Below are 16616 nucleotides of genomic sequence, written 5' to 3' on the forward strand. Positions count from 1 at the left end.
AGAACGCTCCGGCTAGCTGGCGTTTAATCCGTTACGTTAGCTTGTCTTTGAGATGCAATTACTCTGCTGGTAATAAGGTCGCTTTGATAAGCATAATTGGCTCAACAGGCACATCGTCCCAGCCCATCACTTCATTGTACTCTGTCGCTGAACTGCCCATTGCTTGCACAACTTCCATCCCTTCAACAACATTACCAAAAACCGCATAGCCCCATTGCCGGCCAGGATCTAAATTGGTGTTATCTGCTAAATTAAAGAAGAACTGGCGATTAGCAGTATGAGGGCGATTTTCTTTCGCCATAGCGATAGTGCCTTCTTCATTTTTTAGCCCGTTACCGGCTTCATTGACAATATCTGGCAAGGTTTTTAAATGCGTGAAGTCTTTATCATAACCGCCACCTTGGACAATAAAATCTTCGATAACTCGGTGAAAAATCGTGTTGTCGAAATCGCCTTGAACCACGTAAGTTAAAAAGTTATCCACAGTGACAGGGGCTTTGATGCGATCAAGCTCGACGATAATGTCACCTTTGCTGGTTTCCAACTTTACTTTCGGGAAGAGGTTGTCTGGGTCAATTGCCAAATTCTTTGCGTTAGCAAATGCGCTAATGAGTAGCAAAGTAGTGGCAAGAAATATATTTTTCATCGATAGTCCTTGGCTGATATCAGTTTCTTGTTTTACTTGTATTAGTTGTTTTTGGTTACGTTAGTTGTTTTGCATAAATGCAATTAGCTCTGGGTTGTTAGCAAGCTCACTAATTACCTTACCAAGCTGCTGATTTAAGTCGCGCTCCAATACAGCGATATCTGCCTTGATAGGACCATTGCTGTTACCTTTGGAAGTCAACACTTGGCTGTAGATCTTATCCCCCTTATTGATGTTGACTAGCAGGCGAATTTCACTACTGGCTTGGTATTTCACCATCGATTGTTGAACACTAACCAAGGCTTTTTCAATCGACACTTTCATTTGTGTTACGCCACCTTGCGTGCTCAGCCCTTGTGCATTGAGATACTGGCTTAAGCTTGCGCTTAAGGAGTCAGATAGCGACTGTGCTGGCGAGAATAATTCAGCAGGTTTGTCTTGGCGCAAAATTTGAATCAAGTGGTTACTTGGTCGTAAATCAACTACAGCTAACGATATATTGTCACCGCTGTAAATAGGCATGGCTGCTTGGCTTATCTGTGGCGCGACAATCACCTGTGAGGGTGGTGTCGCACAGGCGCTTAGCAAAGTAACAAATGAAACACTCAAAATGGTGCGATAGGAATTAGTTTTTACCGCTTTACTGCTATTTTTTGCGGCTTTACTCGCTTTGGCATTGGGCAAACTGCTCATAGAAAAGCAATGTGTAATAACTGAAGAGATGGCTGAAAAGTAAGACACTAATTGCTCCTTAACGTTTGATACTCGAGAGAACCACGAATTTTTTATTACTCGCAATGGTTTTGCAGTTCGAGAATACCCGCTGTAATTTAATATGGTAAGCCAATTGTCGATTGCCAATAATGCGCAGTTCGCCACCGGGTTTCAATACGCGCTTTGCATCATTAAACATCTGCCATGCAATATGGTCTGTGATGGCATGCTGTTGATGAAATGGTGGATTGCAAACAATTACATCGGCGCTGTTGCTTGCTTCTGTTGTTAGGCAGTCGTCGGCGTTAAAAAGACACTGTGAAAGCTGCTCCGGCAAGTTTTCAGCAATGTTTTGCTCGGCGCTTGCAACCGCCATAAATGACTCATCTTTAAAAATGATATGTGCAGCAGGTTGATTAGCCAGTAGAGTTAAACCTAAAACACCATTACCACAGCCAAGATCGACCACCTGCTGGTTCGCTTTTACCTCAGGTAAATGCTCCAGTAAAAAACGTGCACCGATATCTAAACTCTCACGGGAAAACACCCCAGCCATATTGTGAATATTCATCACTAGATCATTGTGTGCTAGCGACCATTGGCAATCGTGATGCGCTAAGGTGTTGTGAGTTTTCTCAAGCTGAGCAAAGGCCAGTCGAGATTTTTTCTTGGCTAATGAGGTGGTTGTAGTACCTAAAAACTTTTCGAATAGCTTGAGCGTTGAGCTGTGAATATCTTTAGCTTTTGCGCCAGCAATAAAGGTTGGCGTGCTAGCGTGATACGTATTTGCTATCAAGCTCAACTGGTAACTCAACAGCGCATTACTTTTAGGAATGCGATAAAGAATAACATCAACATTTGTTGGTAATTCATCTAACGAGCTTAGCAACTGAACATTATTCGTGTTTAGTTCGTTTTCTTCTAGGTTGTATTGGCTGCCTTGTTGAGCCAGATAAGAATCACTGACGCTAAAGACTTGATGATCAGTAAGGTTACAGGCGAGTGCGCCAAAACTGTCGTTAAAAACTAGCACCGTTTTGTTGCCTGCCAGTAAGTTTTGCTCGTGGCAATGGGACAGTAAATATTCGTCAGTGGCGTCCCAAGCTTGTAGGCTGCGGTTGACTTGTTTTACGGGAAAGCGTGACAAGCGAAGCGGCTTATCGTCGAAAAAAAATGGGCTGTGCATCATATGTAGTGACAATTTCGTGGCAGCAAGCAGCAACCAATTGCGCTGTTTGGGTTAGTCAAAAGTGCTAGTATTGTCGCAAATTCACGAGCCATCAGCCAAGTGAAAATGTACTGTATTGTTGCGTTTGTGCTGTCGCCTTTGTGCTGTTGCGCTTGTGCTAAGCACTTTTTCTCATCGTAGTGACTAACTGAACGTTATCGAGGTTTATTATTAACATTACTGCCCCCAATGCCACGTTGACCTTTGAGCCACAGTTCTATGGAATGCAACAAGCACAACAGCTTTTTGAGCAACTGTACCAAGAGCTTGCATGGCGACAGGATGATATTTTTGTTTATGGCCGCCAAATTACTATTCCGCGTCTACAAGCTTGGTACGGTGACAACCAACAAGCCTACACTTATTCTGGGCTGACATTAAATGCTCTACCTTGGACATCGACCTTAGTGCAAGTTAAACAAGCAGTAGAGGCCTACAGTGGTTGTTCTTTTAATAGCTGTTTAGCTAACTTGTATCGCGATGGTAATGATAGTGTGAGCTGGCACAGTGATGATGAAGCGGAATTAGGCATAAATCCAGTGATCGCTTCTGTTTCACTGGGGGCGAAACGCGACTTTCAGCTAAAGCACAAAGCGCAAAATGAAAAACTGACTGTGCCTTTAAGTAGCGGTAGTTTGTTACTGATGGCGGGCGAAACTCAGCATTATTGGCAGCATTGTATCGCCAAAACAAAGCGCGTAAAATCGCCGCGCATTAACTTAACCTTTCGGCAAATTGTAGTGCCGTAGCGCTTTATCTTGGCATCAGATCAGCGTGTTGCTCGCTCAGACAAAAGCCGAAACTAAATTGCCTTGTCTGCTAGTAAGTTAATTGTATTTGGCGCATTTCAAACACCAAACGGCTGGCACTTAAAGCGGGACAAACTAGACTTAGAGTAAACACGTACTCGCTAACAAAGGTGAAAAATAAAATAAAAACAGTGTATTACCATTGTTTGTTTACTAAGGGAAAAAATATGAATATAGCAACAACAATCGAGCAAAAATTGCTTTCAGCCTTCTCTCCATTGCATTTAGATGTGGTTAATGAAAGCCATCAACACAATGTTGCGCCAGGTAGTGAATCCCATTTTAAAGTGATTATTGTTTCTAAGAATTTTGAAGGCGAACGCTTAATCAAACGCCACCGAGCGATCAATCAAGTACTCGCAACTGAGCTGTCTGAGCATATCCACGCCTTAGCTCTGCATACCTATACGGAAAAGGAGTGGCAAGACTATTACGCCGACAACGTTCCGCTCTCACCAGCTTGCCTTGGTGGCAGCAAACGCTAATCTTTTTTCTGCCCCCCTGCTATTAGCTAATCGCGTTCTTACTCGTATTGACTTAGCAGGGGATGCTCCAACATCTTGATATCAACATTCATTGATTGACTCTGACTAAAAATTAATTGTTGCTGCTGCTGGTTAATACTAAGCGGTGTATTACGATCTAACGTACGTAAAGGCATTTTTAGCAGTGTTTGTTTTGTGTTGCTGCTGAGGTCAAATAACACTACTTCTTGGTGGTTGGCGAAATTTTGTAAAAAATAAATATAGTTTCCACTAACTAACCAACTATAGTCGCTGGCTAGTTGTTCGCCAGAAATGATTAACTCAGCTTGCTTAATGTCAGCACTTGATTCAAGCTGATTGGGAATGTCTTTTATGCTCAAGCGATAAAGGCCTTGGTCATCAACACTGTACCAAATTTCATTAACTGAGCTTTGCACTGCATAGATACCTTCGACTTCAATTAGCACTTCCGCTTGCCCATCTAATGTCAGCCGATAGAGTTGTGCCTTCTCACTTGCATCATCAAAAGCTTCTACTAGCAAGCTACGATCCTCTAGCATCCAGCTAGGCGTTCCAAAGCTATTTAATCGACTATTAATTCGAGTGACCTGTTTGGTCTTGATATCAATAACATATACTGCATTACGGGCACTGGCTTTGTCGCGTACCAAAAAGGCAATTTTATCACCTTGGTGCGACCAACGCGGAACCGAAACATTCTTAGCGAGATTGGTCAATTGCTTGCGATTGGTTCCGTCGCTATCGGCAAACCATATTTCATTATTCCCCGATTCATTCGAAACATAGGTTATTTGCTGACGTTGCTCAGAAAAATCCACATCTTTGTAGTTGAACCTAGACTGTAAAATTGGAAAAGGAACAGAAAGTACTTGTTCAGCCAGCGATAAACTGCCAATGAAGCTATTTAGCTGCCAGTCGTGATAGACAACACGACTAGTGTTAGCAACAAAAGATGGAAAGCTAAAACCTGGTACGTTGAGCTTGCTAACCTCGCTTGTTTTTATATCAAGAATGTAGCCATCTCGTTGGTTTGCTATTTCGGCGCTGTAAACTATGTGTTGGCCAGATGGATGCCAGGCCATACCATGGATGTCAGTTTGACCTGTAGTTAGTCGCTCAGCCTGGTTGTTAATACGATCATACAGAAAGATATCTTCCTCATATGGCTGAGCACGCCTTGTAAAAGCCAGTATGCGATCATCTGGCGAAAAAACTGCGTCGCGATCAGAGTATTCACAATTGGTTTGGCATGAAATCCGCTCTGGTCTTGCGTTTTTTGAGGTTAAATCGAGTAAATAAATACCAACGTCTTCGTTATTGGTGTCGATACCGTTAAAGGCTAATAGCTGACCATTATTGGAAATAGAGATTGCACCGTTTACTTGCGGTTTACAGCTGGCTAGCTTTGTTTGTCCCTTAGTTTGCAGATCGAGTTTCACAATGTGGCAGCGATCTTTTTGCCAAGACTTTTGGACAAAGTAGATAAACTTTCCTAGTTTTCCCCAAACTGGCTTTGATTCTCTGTCAGTGTCGAACGTCAGTTGCTCAGGGGCCAAGCTCGGCTGCGATAGATCTTTAAGGTATAAATCAGGCGCGCTGTTTGCTTGTTTCCAGTAATAAACGAGGTAGCGGCCATCAGGTGAAGTTGCAGGGTAAATAGCACGGCCAGGTAGCGAAGTCAGTGAAGTGATTTTGGGAACCGAAGATGGAGCGCTATGCCAATATGTATAGGACCATGACAGGGCGATAACTATAATAAGTGCAATAGTTGTTAGCCGCCAACCCAGCTGTTTAATACTATGGTGGATTGAGGTGTTGTGATTGTTAGAACTTTCTTTTCCAGAATGCTCACTTCGATATTCATTGAATTGTTCTGGTAATTGCTCGCTTAACTGCGATGATTTAACACCCACAAGTTGTTCACTAGTAAGGTAGTGGGGCTGATGTAATAGTCGGTAACCACCTTTGCGCACGGTTTGGATATATTCATCATCATTTTGGTGAAGCTTTTGTCGAATGTGCCAAACGGCGTTAGTCAGTGCTTTTTCACCCACATAACTGTTGCCATCCCATATATTCTCAATTAACTCATCACGGCTTACTAGGTTCGGATAGTTTTGGGCTAAATAGGCGAGTACTTCAATAAACTTGGGTTGTAATAATTCAATATCACCCTGTTCGCTCTGAACACTATGATCTTCAGGAATAACGGTGTAAGAACCGACTGTAAATGATGTACTGCTAGTTATTGTCATAAAATGGCGTAAAGCCCAGTAAAAATAAGAAAATAGAGATTAAATAGATATTAAAAGGTGAAAAAAACGAGCTGTCTATTCTTTTTTTAAAATTCTGTTTTCTCTATAAGAATATTGAGCGCTATTTATGCTGAGAAAATTTACCTAACATACCTTCAAAAACAATTCCTGTAATTAAACCACTGAAAAAAGCTCAAAGTTGAGTAAGTGATGTGGACTGTTATAAGGGCTCAGCTAGCGACAATAATAACGATTACACACTTGGGAAATAACAAGATGGAAGCAAAATTCAAGCTAAGCACTCTTACTGCTGCGATACTAACGCCACTCATTACTTTTACTAGCTTACCAAGCGCATTCGCACAACAATCAGAGTCTCAAAACGAAGCCACTGAGAAAGAAGTAGAGAAAATTCAAATTACCGGCTCACGGATTAAACGCTATGAGTTTGCCATGCCGATGCCTTTGGTCGGTTTAAATAAAGACGATATAGATGTTATCGGCAGTAACGATATCGCCGATGTATTGTTTGAAGTTCCATCAGCTGTTGCTGGCATCAGCTCATCTACATCGACCACGAGTATTCAAAACTCGGGTTTAAATACTGCCAATTTACGTGGCTTAGGTGATAACCGAACATTAGTGCTAATTGATGGACGTCGCACCGTCTCGAACAGTGCTAATGGTAATCGGGTTAGCTTGGGAACCATTCCATCTAGTTTCGTTGATAAAGTGGAAGTGATTACCGGTGGGGCATCGGCAGTTTATGGTTCCGATGCGGTTGCTGGTGTAGTTAATATCATTACTGAAAACAACCAAGAAGGCTTTGAAATCGATGCTAGAGCAGGGCGCAGTAACAGTTTATCTAATGAAGATTATACCTTTGATATAAGCTGGGGCGGCAGCTTTGCTAACGACAAAGGTTATATTTTTGCTTCACTTAATTATGACAAGGAAACGGCAATTCGCGCTCGCAATGTACCTCGTTCATTAATTCAGGCTGACTATCAATATGACGATGGTGTGAATACTTTTGTTAACATGTTAGGTGACCGTATCCCCGTTGCCGATATCACACCAGATCAATACGGCAGTTTAAGCTCAGACCCCGATGGTGGGCGCTTTGATGGCAGTAATTTTTGGTATGACGAGAATGGCTTGCGTGAAGATTTTGAAGGCGATCGCGACGGTTATGACTTTCGTATTGAGGATGATTTAGACGGTGCTCGTGACCGCCTAAACTTGGCGCTTAAGGGCAGTTACCAAATTACGGAAGATATTAAAGCATTTGCAACCTTGATTCACTCTGACATTGACACGAATAACCAGCGTGAACCTGAAGGGGATGACTACAATGACAACCATCCACTTATCGACCCAGTAACCTTTGCTGCCACAGACTTTGATGCTGGTCGAATTTCATTGGACAATCCATTTGCCCCACAAGTGATTATTGATGCTGAATCAAGTCGAGGCATTCGCTGGGATCGCCGATTCGTCGAAGTTGGCCGCCAACTTACTGAAAATGAGCGTCAAACGACTCGTTTTTGGAGTGGTATCAGTGGTACAGCTTTCAACGGGCAGTGGGATTGGGAAACCTCAGTTGGTTATGGTCGCTATAAGCAAGAGCAAGTGCGCTTTAACGAAATTGATATTGTTAACTTGCGCAATGGTTTAAATGCTGAACAACTCGCAGATGGCACAATCCAGTGTGCAGACGCTGATGCACGTGCCAATGGTTGTGTACCCGTTAATTTATTTGGTCGTGGCTCAATTACCCCAGAAGCGGCAGATTATATACGTGCTAACCTTGCACAAGAAGCAATTGTCGAGCAGTTTACGGTGCAAGGTTATATGGCTGGAGACTTATTTGAAATGCCAGCAGGTACTGTTGGCGCGGCATTTGGTTTCGAATATCGCAAAGACCAAATGGAGCTTAACCCAGATGACCTAAATCAGCGTGGTGGCCATTCATCAGGCCATGTGCCAGCATTTGACGGTGACTACAATGTCACAGAAATCTTTGCAGAAGTTTCAATTCCGTTAGTAGAAGGCATAACTGCGGTTGAACGCCTTAGTTCAGATTTATCGGTTCGTGTTGCTGACTATAGCATTAACAATATTGGTACTGTTGTTAGTTTTGGTGCTGGTTTGCAATGGCAACCGATTGAAGAACTTAATATTCGCACCTCATTTCAACGAGCGTTACGCGCACCAGATTTAACCGAGCTATTTTCACCACCACGCGGTGATGTAGATTCGTTTACTGATATTTGTGATGGTGTTGATGCCAATACAACAGGCCGTATTGCCGATAATTGCCGTTCTAATCCTGGTATTGCAGCAACAATCGCAGAGCTTGGTGTGTATGAAGAGGACAGTGGCAGCCATTCTTCACCAAATGCCGGTAATTTAAACCTTAAAGAAGAAAAAGCTGATACGCGCACTATAGGCTTTGTCTGGCAGCCGTCTTATCTCGAAGGTTTTAGTTTTGCAGCAGACTATTACAACGTCGAAATCACTGATGTGATCGATTCATACTCGAACTCTGATATTTTACGCCAGTGCTATGACAGCGACAGCTTTGGGGCAGATAATCCATTTTGCCAAGATATCAGCAGAAACGCCGAAGATGGCCAGCTAACCAATATTATTCAGCGCCAATTTAATTTGAATTCGCTAGAAAGTAGCGGTGTGGATTATCAAGTTAACTACGAGTTTGAGCTTGATGGTCTGGGGTTACCTGGAGAGCTGGAGGTACGTTACTTACATACTCACTTGATCAAGCACGTGTTGACCTCCGAAGGTTTGGACGGCCAAATCATTGATGATCAAAAAGGTGAACTAGTAAATGAGAAGTTTGAAGATCGAGGTCGTTTAAGTCTAACTTGGCGTTACGATGATTGGCGTGTCAGCTGGCGTACCATTTATTACGGCTCTAGTTTTGATAGTAACGAACTCAAAGGTGCGTATGAAGATGCTATTGCTGACCATCAAGAAGCTCTGGTCAGTAATCCAAATGCTACAGCGCCGGAAAAACCTCTATTTCTTGATATTGATGAAGAGTTCTTTCACAACTTCACTTTGTCGTACACGCACCAGTTCAACGATGTTAAAGCCCGCTTCTCGGTTGGTTTAAATAATGTCTTTGACAATGAAGGGCCATTCCTGCCAACTGGTGATACCGAGGCGGGTGGTTCACATAATGTTGCCGACGCCTTTGGCTATCGCGGACGTTATGGCTACGCTCGTGTAAACCTAACCTTCTAAAACTTGGCTGGCTAGCGTTCGCTAGCCAGCTTGCCAATTTGATTTAGGCATCCACTTTTTCTTATTACCCAGTCTTTCTATGGTTATACGTCACTCAGCTGGCTGCTAACACCTAGAGAAAATTTATCGAGTAGCAAATTATGTTTAAGTTTCATCAGCTAATCATAGTGTTATGGTCAGTCTTTTTGACCGCTTGTACCGCCAATGCGCTAGCAACGCCAGAGCCATCGGTAGGAGCGCTGAACACTATTCCAGAAAAGAGTGCGCTCGAATCGCGTTCGTCAACAAAAGCTTTCACCAAACCGATGAGTATTTCAGATGTGCTTGAATTGAGCAAAGTTCGCAATGCACGATTAACCAGTGATGGCCGAAGCTTACTGTATTTGAAAAATAAACTCGATTGGCAAGGGAATCGCTGGGTGAATCAGGTATGGCGATTTCAAGAAGCAACTGGCGCAAGCCGCCAATTAACGTTTGGTCGAGATTCAGTAAGTAATTTAGTGCTATCCCCTGACGATCAGCAAATTGCTTTTTTTACTCGACGCGGCAAAGACAAAAGCCGTCAGCTGTACGTAATGCATCTTGATGGTGGCGAGGCTTATAGATTGAGTAAGCTTGAGGTTAGTCCTAGCAATCTAACTTGGTCTCCTGATGGGCAATACTTGTATTTCACGGCTCGACCGTCACTTTCTAATGAGCAGCAAAAGGCAAAAAAAAATAAAGCCATTATTACAGCATTTGAAGACCCCAAAGATAAAAATGCTCTGTGGCGAATTGCCTTATCATCAGGAAAGGTCGAACAGCTGACGCAAGCTAGTAGCTCAATTGTTTATTATCAGTTAGCGAATGACAGCGAAACCGTATTGTTGAGTAAAGCGCCAGGCAAGTTATTGGACCAGCGCCATCAAGCAGAGCTTTGGTTATTGAATTTAGCAGATAAAAGCGAAAGACGATTAACTAATAATCATTACTTTGAGCGCAATGGCCGCTTATCAGCTGACGGTAAAATGGTTATCTACACGGCGACGGTTAATGGTCAGAAGGAACAATACTACAACAGTAATTTATTTGTCTTAGATGTTGAGCAGCAAACGAGCCGCTTATTGAGCCAAAATTTTGCTGGTGAAATTGAAGAGGTTGAATGGGCTGCCGACGCTAATTATGTATTCTTCGTTGCCAATATTGGGGTAAGTAGCCATTTGCATCAGGTTAATATCCGTAATAATAAAATTATCCAGCTGACTGTTGGTGATTGGACGATAGATGATTGGTTTTATCAATCGTCACTTGACCGCCATATTATTGAAAAGCGAAGTGCTACTGAACCAGGGGATTTTTGGCAATTAGTAAAGCATGAAAATAGCTTTTCTGATGTTCAACAAGGCTTGAAATCAAAACGTTTAACTAAGCATCACCAAAATATTTCCCAGCAGTACCAGCTTCCAGAACAGCAAAAAATCAGCTGGCCTAGCCATGATGGGCAAATTATTGAAGGTTTGCTGACGTTTCCCCTTAATCACAAGGAAGGGAATGCTTTCCCGTTAGTTGTTCAAACACATGGCGGTCCTCGCAGTTCAGATCAATTTGGATTATGGAGTACCTCTGATTATCTGCCTGTGTTGGCAGCTAATGGTTATGGTATCTTGATGGTTAACCATCGCGGTAGTACGGGTTACGGCGATGAATTTCTTAGAGATATGGTTGGAGGCTACTTTAGAAACGCCCATTTAGATGTGTTGGCTGGTGTCGATTTTCTAATCGCAGAGGGGCTAGCAGACCAGCATAAACTGGTTAAAATGGGTTGGAGTGCGGGTGGTCATATGACTAACAAAATGATCACCCACACTGACCGATTCAAAGTAGCCTCTTCTGGTGCTGGCGCGGTTGATTGGATGTCTATGTATGGTGAAACTGATGCAGCATATATGCGAACTTGGTGGTTTGGTGGTAAGCCATGGGAGAAAAATGCGCCAATTGATACATATCGCAATAATTCAGTCATTAGTGAGCTTTGGAAAGTAAAAACCCCGACCTTAATTTTTGTTGGGGAAAAAGATGTCAGGGTGCCTTCGACACAATCAAAGATGCTATTTCGTGGCCTTCGAGATAACGGTGTCGATACCGAGCTTTATATCGCAACGGGCGAGCCACACGGTTTTCGCAAACCCAAAAACCGATTGTTCAAGATTAACAAAGAGCTTGAATGGTTTAATCGCTATATCTTTAATAAAGCCTACTCACATGAGCCAATTCCAAAGCGTCAAAAAGATTAGCCATAACACGATAAGCAGTTTGTTTTACATAGTGAAAGTAACCACCCCCGTATAGCGAACTAGCGATGAATCTATCTCTGCCTAATCAGCTGGTCAATCAGCTTGATTAGGCATTTTTACATTTGTTTTCTAACGTGTTTCTGATATTACTAGCCCTACTAAAATAAGAATACTAGAAAAAGAATAGGTAGGGAGTAAGAAGGGGAGATGAACGGCTTAACGGTGTTTTTGGCCATGATAGATCGCATAACTGCCGGTTTTGGTGCGGTTATTCGGTGGTTAACCTTGTTGATGGTGGTGCTCACCTTTGCCATTGTTGTGTTGCGTTATGGATTCAATATTGGCTGGATTGCCATGCAAGAATCTGTACTTTATCTCCATGGCTTAGTGTTTATGTTGGGTGCAGCTTACACCTTAAAAGCTGATGGTCATGTCCGAGTGGATATTTTCTACCAAGGTTACACTGCCAAACAAAAAGCGCTGGTTAACCTAATGGGCACGCTAATCCTGTTACTTCCTGTGGTTATTTTTGTTTTTATTGTCAGTTTCGATTACATCTTAACGTCTTGGCGTATTGCCGAAAAATCGTCTGAAGCCGGTGGTTTGCCGTTTGTTTATCTCAGTAAAACGTATCTCTGGTTATTTGCTATAACATTTGGCTTGCAAGGAATAGCTGAGACTATTCGCAATTTAAAAACGCTGTTAAGTGATGAGTCAGCGCGGGAGCAATCAGATGGCAACAGTGATACACAATCACAAAGCCAACAAGGGGATAAATTATGATGAGCTATATCCCTTTATTGATGTTTGTTTGCGTTTGCCTGATTTTACTCATTGGCTATCCCGTTGCGCTAACACTAGCGGGTGTCGCTTTGATTTTTGCTGGTTTTGGCGTCGCTACTGGAGTTTTTGAACCTTTATTTCTAAATGCTTTGCCAAGTCGATTGTATGGCGTGATAAATAATCAAACCTTGCTAGCCGTGCCACTTTTCGTGTTTATGGGGGCAATGCTGGAGCGGGCAAAAATAGCGGAAAACTTATTAACGGCAATGTCGTTAATAATGGGGCGCTTTCAAGGCGGGTTAGCTATTGCGGTCACGTTAGTGGGAATGTTGCTGGCGGCCAGTACAGGTATAGTGGGGGCGACAGTCGTTACTATGGGGTTATTATCACTGCCGACAATGCTTAAACGCGGCTACGATCCTAAGTTCTCAACAGGCATTATTTGTGCAACAGGGACGCTTGGACAAATTATTCCGCCATCAATAGCACTGGTGTTATTGGGTGATGTGCTTTCCAGTGCCTACCAGCAGGCGCAGCTAAAAATGGGGATTTTCAGTCCAGAAACTGTGTCGGTAGGGGAGCTTTTCGCCGGTGCAGTAGTTCCTGGGGTGCTGCTTGTTGCGCTTTATATTGGCTATTGCCTTGCGGTTGCTATTTTTAATCCTAAAGCTGCGCCGAAAGTTGCGAAAGAAGATATTGATGAATTGGATCAGCAGCAATCGCTGAGCCGATTGATGTTAACAGCGCTTTTACCGCCATTGTTTTTGATTATTGCTGTGTTAGGTTCAATATTATTTGGTTTTGCAACGCCCACTGAAGCGGCGGGGGTAGGCGCTATGGGCGCTTTGTTATTGGCTTTGATACAAGGTCAATTAAGCAAGGTCAACTTGCAAGCTGTAATGGACAGCACAGTTAAAATTACCTCTATGGTGTTTTTGATTTTAATTGGCGCTAGCCTTTTTTCACTGGTGTTTCGCGGCTTCGGTGGCGAAGAACTGGTGCATGGCTTTTTCCAACAAATGCCAGGTGGTGTGCTTGGCGCGACATTAATCGTCATGTTGGTGATTTTTTTACTGGGCTTTATTCTCGATTTTATTGAAATCACTTTTGTTGTTATTCCAATCGTTGCGCCAGTGCTATTAATGATGGGGCTAGACCCAATTTGGCTGGGGATCATGATTGCGATTAACCTACAAACCTCCTTCTTAACACCACCTTTTGGCTTTGCCCTGTTTTATTTGCGCGGTGTTGCCGATAAAGTAGTCAAAACAGCAGACATTTATCGCGGCGTTATTCCGTTTATTGCGATTCAACTGTTACTGCTGATTATTTTGGCAATCTGGCCACATTTGGTAACTTGGCTGCCTCAAATAATGTATGGCTAATTTAGGGCTAAATATTAATTCACGGCAGACATAGGGTTAATGAAAAATTAAAACAAGGACAAAACATGCAGCGTATTCTCTCTTATTTTTTCTCTAGTATCTTGTTAGTGGTATTACTTGCTGGATGCGGTGAGCAAGCAACCACAACCGCATCCTCACAGAGCTTAGCAACGCAACAAACTTTCCAATGGAAAATGGTGACCTCTTGGCCGAAGAACTTTCCCGGTTTAGGTGTTGCGCCAGAGAAATTCGCTGCGATGGTTGGTGAAATGAGCGATGGCCGATTAACCATTCAGGTTTATGGCGCTGGCGAGCTAGTGCCAGGGTTTGAAGTATTCGATGCAGTTTCGCAAGGTACAGTCCAAATGGGGCACTCAGGCTCGTATTACTGGAAAGGTAAAATTCCAGCGTCACCTATTTTTGGCGCTATTCCATTTGGTATGACTGCCACTGAATTAAACGCTTGGTTACATCATGGCGGTGGTCTTGAACTATGGCAAGAGCTCTACAAACCATTCGGCATCATTCCGCTGGCAGGTGGTAATTCAGGAGCGCAGTTTGCAGGTTGGTTTAAAAAAGAAATTAATTCAATGGCAGACTTAGAAGGCTTGAAAATGCGTATTCCCGGCCTTGGTGGTGAAGTGCTAAAACGCGCTGGTGCAATTCCAGTCACATTAACTGGTGGTGAAATATTCTCGTCACTGCAAAGCGGTGCGATTGATGCCACTGAATGGGTTGGCCCATACAATGATTTAGCTTTTGGCTTTTATCAAGCGGCTGAATATTACTACTCTTCAATTTGGCATGAACCAGGCACGGGCTTAGAGTTTCTGATCAATGAAAAAGCGTTTTCAGCGCTGCCAAAAGACTTACAAAAAATAATTGAAGTCGCGGCTAGAGCCGTTAATGAAGACACGTTAGATGAATACAATGCCCGCAATAATGCGGCAATGCAGACGTTAATTGAAAAGCACAATGTGCAAATGCGCACCTTGCCTGAGTCCGTGTTGGCCGGCTTAAAAGCGCATACTGATGAGGTGATTAACGAGCAAGTCGTGGCTGACAAGGATTTTGCACGTGTTTGGCAATCATACAGCGAATTTATGGCGTCTATTCGTCAGTATCACGATACAACGTTAAAGCAGTACTTAAACAATCGATAAGTTCAATACGCCCTAAATAACTCATTGAAAATTGCTGCTCGTACCTCTTTTACTGCAAAGACAGGTACACTAGGCAGCAATTTTAAAAATAATGATCAGAACAAGGTTAACAAAGGTTTCTTATGGTTATTCAACCGAAAATCCGTGGTTTTATTTGTACAAATGCCCACCCAACAGGCTGTGCAGCTCATGTTGAAGAGCAAATCGCCTATGTAAAAAGCCAATCGCAAGCAGCGCAAAAACCCAAAAATGTGTTAGTGATTGGCGCCTCAACAGGTTACGGCTTAGCGTCGCGCATTACCGCAGCATTTGGCAACGGTGCAAAAACCTTAGGCGTATTTTTTGAAAAACCACCAACAGAAAAGAAAACAGCCAGTGCTGGTTGGTACAATACTGCGGCTTTTCAAAAAGCGGCAGATGAAGCGGGTTTATGGTCAAAAAACATTAATGGTGATGCGTTTTCTCACGAAATTAAAGCGAAAACCATTGAAACAATTAAAGCGGATTTAGGCCAAGTAGATTTAGTGATTTATTCACTAGCATCGCCGCGTCGCACCGATCCAGATACCGGCGAAGTCTACTCATCAACGTTGAAGCCAATTGGCGAAACAGTGACGACTAAGAACTTAAACACGTCAAAACGCGTCGTTGACGAGGTTACGGTAGAACAAGCGAATGATGCTGAAATTCAAGGTACCATTGATGTCATGGGCGGTGCTGATTGGGAACTGTGGATCAAGGCTTTAGGCGATGCTGGTGTGTTAGCCGAAGGCTTTAAAACCACTGCTTACACTTACATTGGTAAAAAATTAACTTGGCCAATCTACGGACATGCCACCATAGGTAAAGCGAAAGAAGATTTAGATCGCGCTGCCAAAGCGATTAATACATCGACAGCGAGCCTAGCTGGTCAAGCTTACGTGACCTCATTAAACGCTGTGGTTACGCAAGCGAGTTCTGCAATTCCAATTATGCCGCTTTATATCTCAGCGATGTTTAAAGTGATGAAAGGCGATGGCAGCTATCAAGGCTGCATTGAACAGATTCAAGATCTTTTCCGTGAGAACCTATACGGTGACTCACCGCGTTTAGATGAAGCTGGCCGCTTAAGCCAGAACTACAAAGAGCTAGAAGATAGCGTGCAAGATCGCGTGCAAGCCATTTGGGATAAAGTTGAAACAGATACAATCGACGAGCTAACCGACTATGTGGGTTACCACCAAGAATTCCTGAAACTATTCGGTTTTGGGGTTGAGGGTGTTGATTACGACGCAGATGTTAGCCCATTGGCTGAGATTAACCATCTGAGTTAACTACTGATATTTTAAGTGTCTGAAAAAGCCAGCTATTTCATTAGCTGGTTTTTTTATGGGCAGCATATTTTAATATCTTGACTAGAATTTAACCTGAGTCGGCCGTAGTTTACGTATATTTGTTACGAAAAGTGACGAGCGCGGATAGCATAATACTCTTTTTTCGTGCTAAAATTCGCCGCTGAAATTTTTAACTTAAGTCTGGTGGCTAATAACTTTTGTTGAAATTATCTGCTGATAATCTATTGATTTTCGTCGGGTAGTCGATGCA

12 protein-coding genes are annotated in these 16616 nt (G+C 42.9%); 8 read left to right on the forward strand and 4 right to left on the reverse strand.

Features of this window, described 5'->3' with window-relative positions:
• Positions 1 to 58 precede the first annotated feature (58 nt).
• From ACSLUR_RS02115 to ACSLUR_RS02125, 3 genes are read right to left on the reverse strand one after another with little or no spacing between them, the layout of a single operon-like run.
• Complete coding sequence (locus ACSLUR_RS02115; RefSeq protein ID WP_448551374.1) at positions 59 to 646, reverse strand: peptidylprolyl isomerase; 588 nt, start codon at positions 644 to 646, stop codon at positions 59 to 61.
• 60 nt (positions 647 to 706) lie between these two features.
• The gene (locus ACSLUR_RS02120) at positions 707 to 1387 is read right to left on the reverse strand and encodes a YajG family lipoprotein (RefSeq protein ID WP_448551376.1); all 681 of its coding nucleotides are present in this window, start codon (positions 1385 to 1387) and stop codon (positions 707 to 709) included.
• 10 nt (positions 1388 to 1397) lie between these two features.
• Positions 1398 to 2546: a methyltransferase gene (locus ACSLUR_RS02125; protein ID WP_448552965.1), complete on the reverse strand. Its 1149-nt coding sequence runs from the start codon at positions 2544 to 2546 to the stop codon at positions 1398 to 1400.
• A gap of 239 nt (positions 2547 to 2785) precedes the next feature.
• Between ACSLUR_RS02125 and ACSLUR_RS02130 the strand changes: the two genes are divergently transcribed.
• Together ACSLUR_RS02130 and bolA are read left to right on the forward strand one after the other, a co-directional pair.
• A complete protein-coding gene (locus ACSLUR_RS02130; RefSeq protein ID WP_448551378.1) occupies positions 2786 to 3337 on the forward strand; it encodes an alpha-ketoglutarate-dependent dioxygenase AlkB family protein in 552 nt (183 codons plus the stop codon).
• 227 nt (positions 3338 to 3564) lie between these two features.
• Complete coding sequence (bolA, locus tag ACSLUR_RS02135; RefSeq protein WP_115999127.1) at positions 3565 to 3882, forward strand: transcriptional regulator BolA; 318 nt, start codon at positions 3565 to 3567, stop codon at positions 3880 to 3882.
• A gap of 38 nt (positions 3883 to 3920) precedes the next feature.
• On the opposite strand, the gene ACSLUR_RS02140 is transcribed toward bolA, so the two are convergent.
• Complete coding sequence (locus ACSLUR_RS02140; RefSeq protein ID WP_448551381.1) at positions 3921 to 6158, reverse strand: DPP IV N-terminal domain-containing protein; 2238 nt, start codon at positions 6156 to 6158, stop codon at positions 3921 to 3923.
• Between the two features lie 276 nt (positions 6159 to 6434).
• On the opposite strand from ACSLUR_RS02140, the gene ACSLUR_RS02145 reads away from it, so the two are divergent.
• The 6 genes from ACSLUR_RS02145 to fabV all read left to right on the forward strand — a co-directional run bounded on the left by ACSLUR_RS02145 (position 6435) and on the right by fabV (position 16345).
• Complete coding sequence (locus ACSLUR_RS02145) at positions 6435 to 9428, forward strand: TonB-dependent receptor plug domain-containing protein (protein WP_448551383.1); 2994 nt, start codon at positions 6435 to 6437, stop codon at positions 9426 to 9428.
• 140 nt (positions 9429 to 9568) lie between these two features.
• On the forward strand, positions 9569 to 11701 hold the full coding sequence (locus ACSLUR_RS02150) for a S9 family peptidase (RefSeq protein WP_448551385.1): 2133 nt from the start codon (positions 9569 to 9571) through the stop codon (positions 11699 to 11701).
• Between the two features lie 207 nt (positions 11702 to 11908).
• Entirely contained in the window at positions 11909 to 12484 is a 576-nt protein-coding gene (locus ACSLUR_RS02155) for a TRAP transporter small permease subunit (protein WP_448551387.1), read from the forward strand.
• Positions 12484 to 13869, forward strand: a complete 1386-nt coding sequence (locus ACSLUR_RS02160) for a TRAP transporter large permease (protein ID WP_448552966.1) — start codon at positions 12484 to 12486, stop codon at positions 13867 to 13869. Before ACSLUR_RS02155 ends, ACSLUR_RS02160 begins: the two co-directional genes overlap by 1 nt.
• A 65-nt stretch (positions 13870 to 13934) precedes the next feature.
• Positions 13935 to 15032: a TRAP transporter substrate-binding protein gene (locus ACSLUR_RS02165; RefSeq protein ID WP_448551389.1), complete on the forward strand. Its 1098-nt coding sequence runs from the start codon at positions 13935 to 13937 to the stop codon at positions 15030 to 15032.
• Positions 15033 to 15154: 122 nt separating this feature from the next.
• A complete protein-coding gene (gene fabV / locus ACSLUR_RS02170) occupies positions 15155 to 16345 on the forward strand; it encodes an enoyl-ACP reductase FabV (protein WP_448551391.1) in 1191 nt (396 codons plus the stop codon).
• Positions 16346 to 16616: the final 271 nt, after the last annotated feature.

It is taken from the genome of Thalassotalea montiporae (assembly GCF_053485855.1).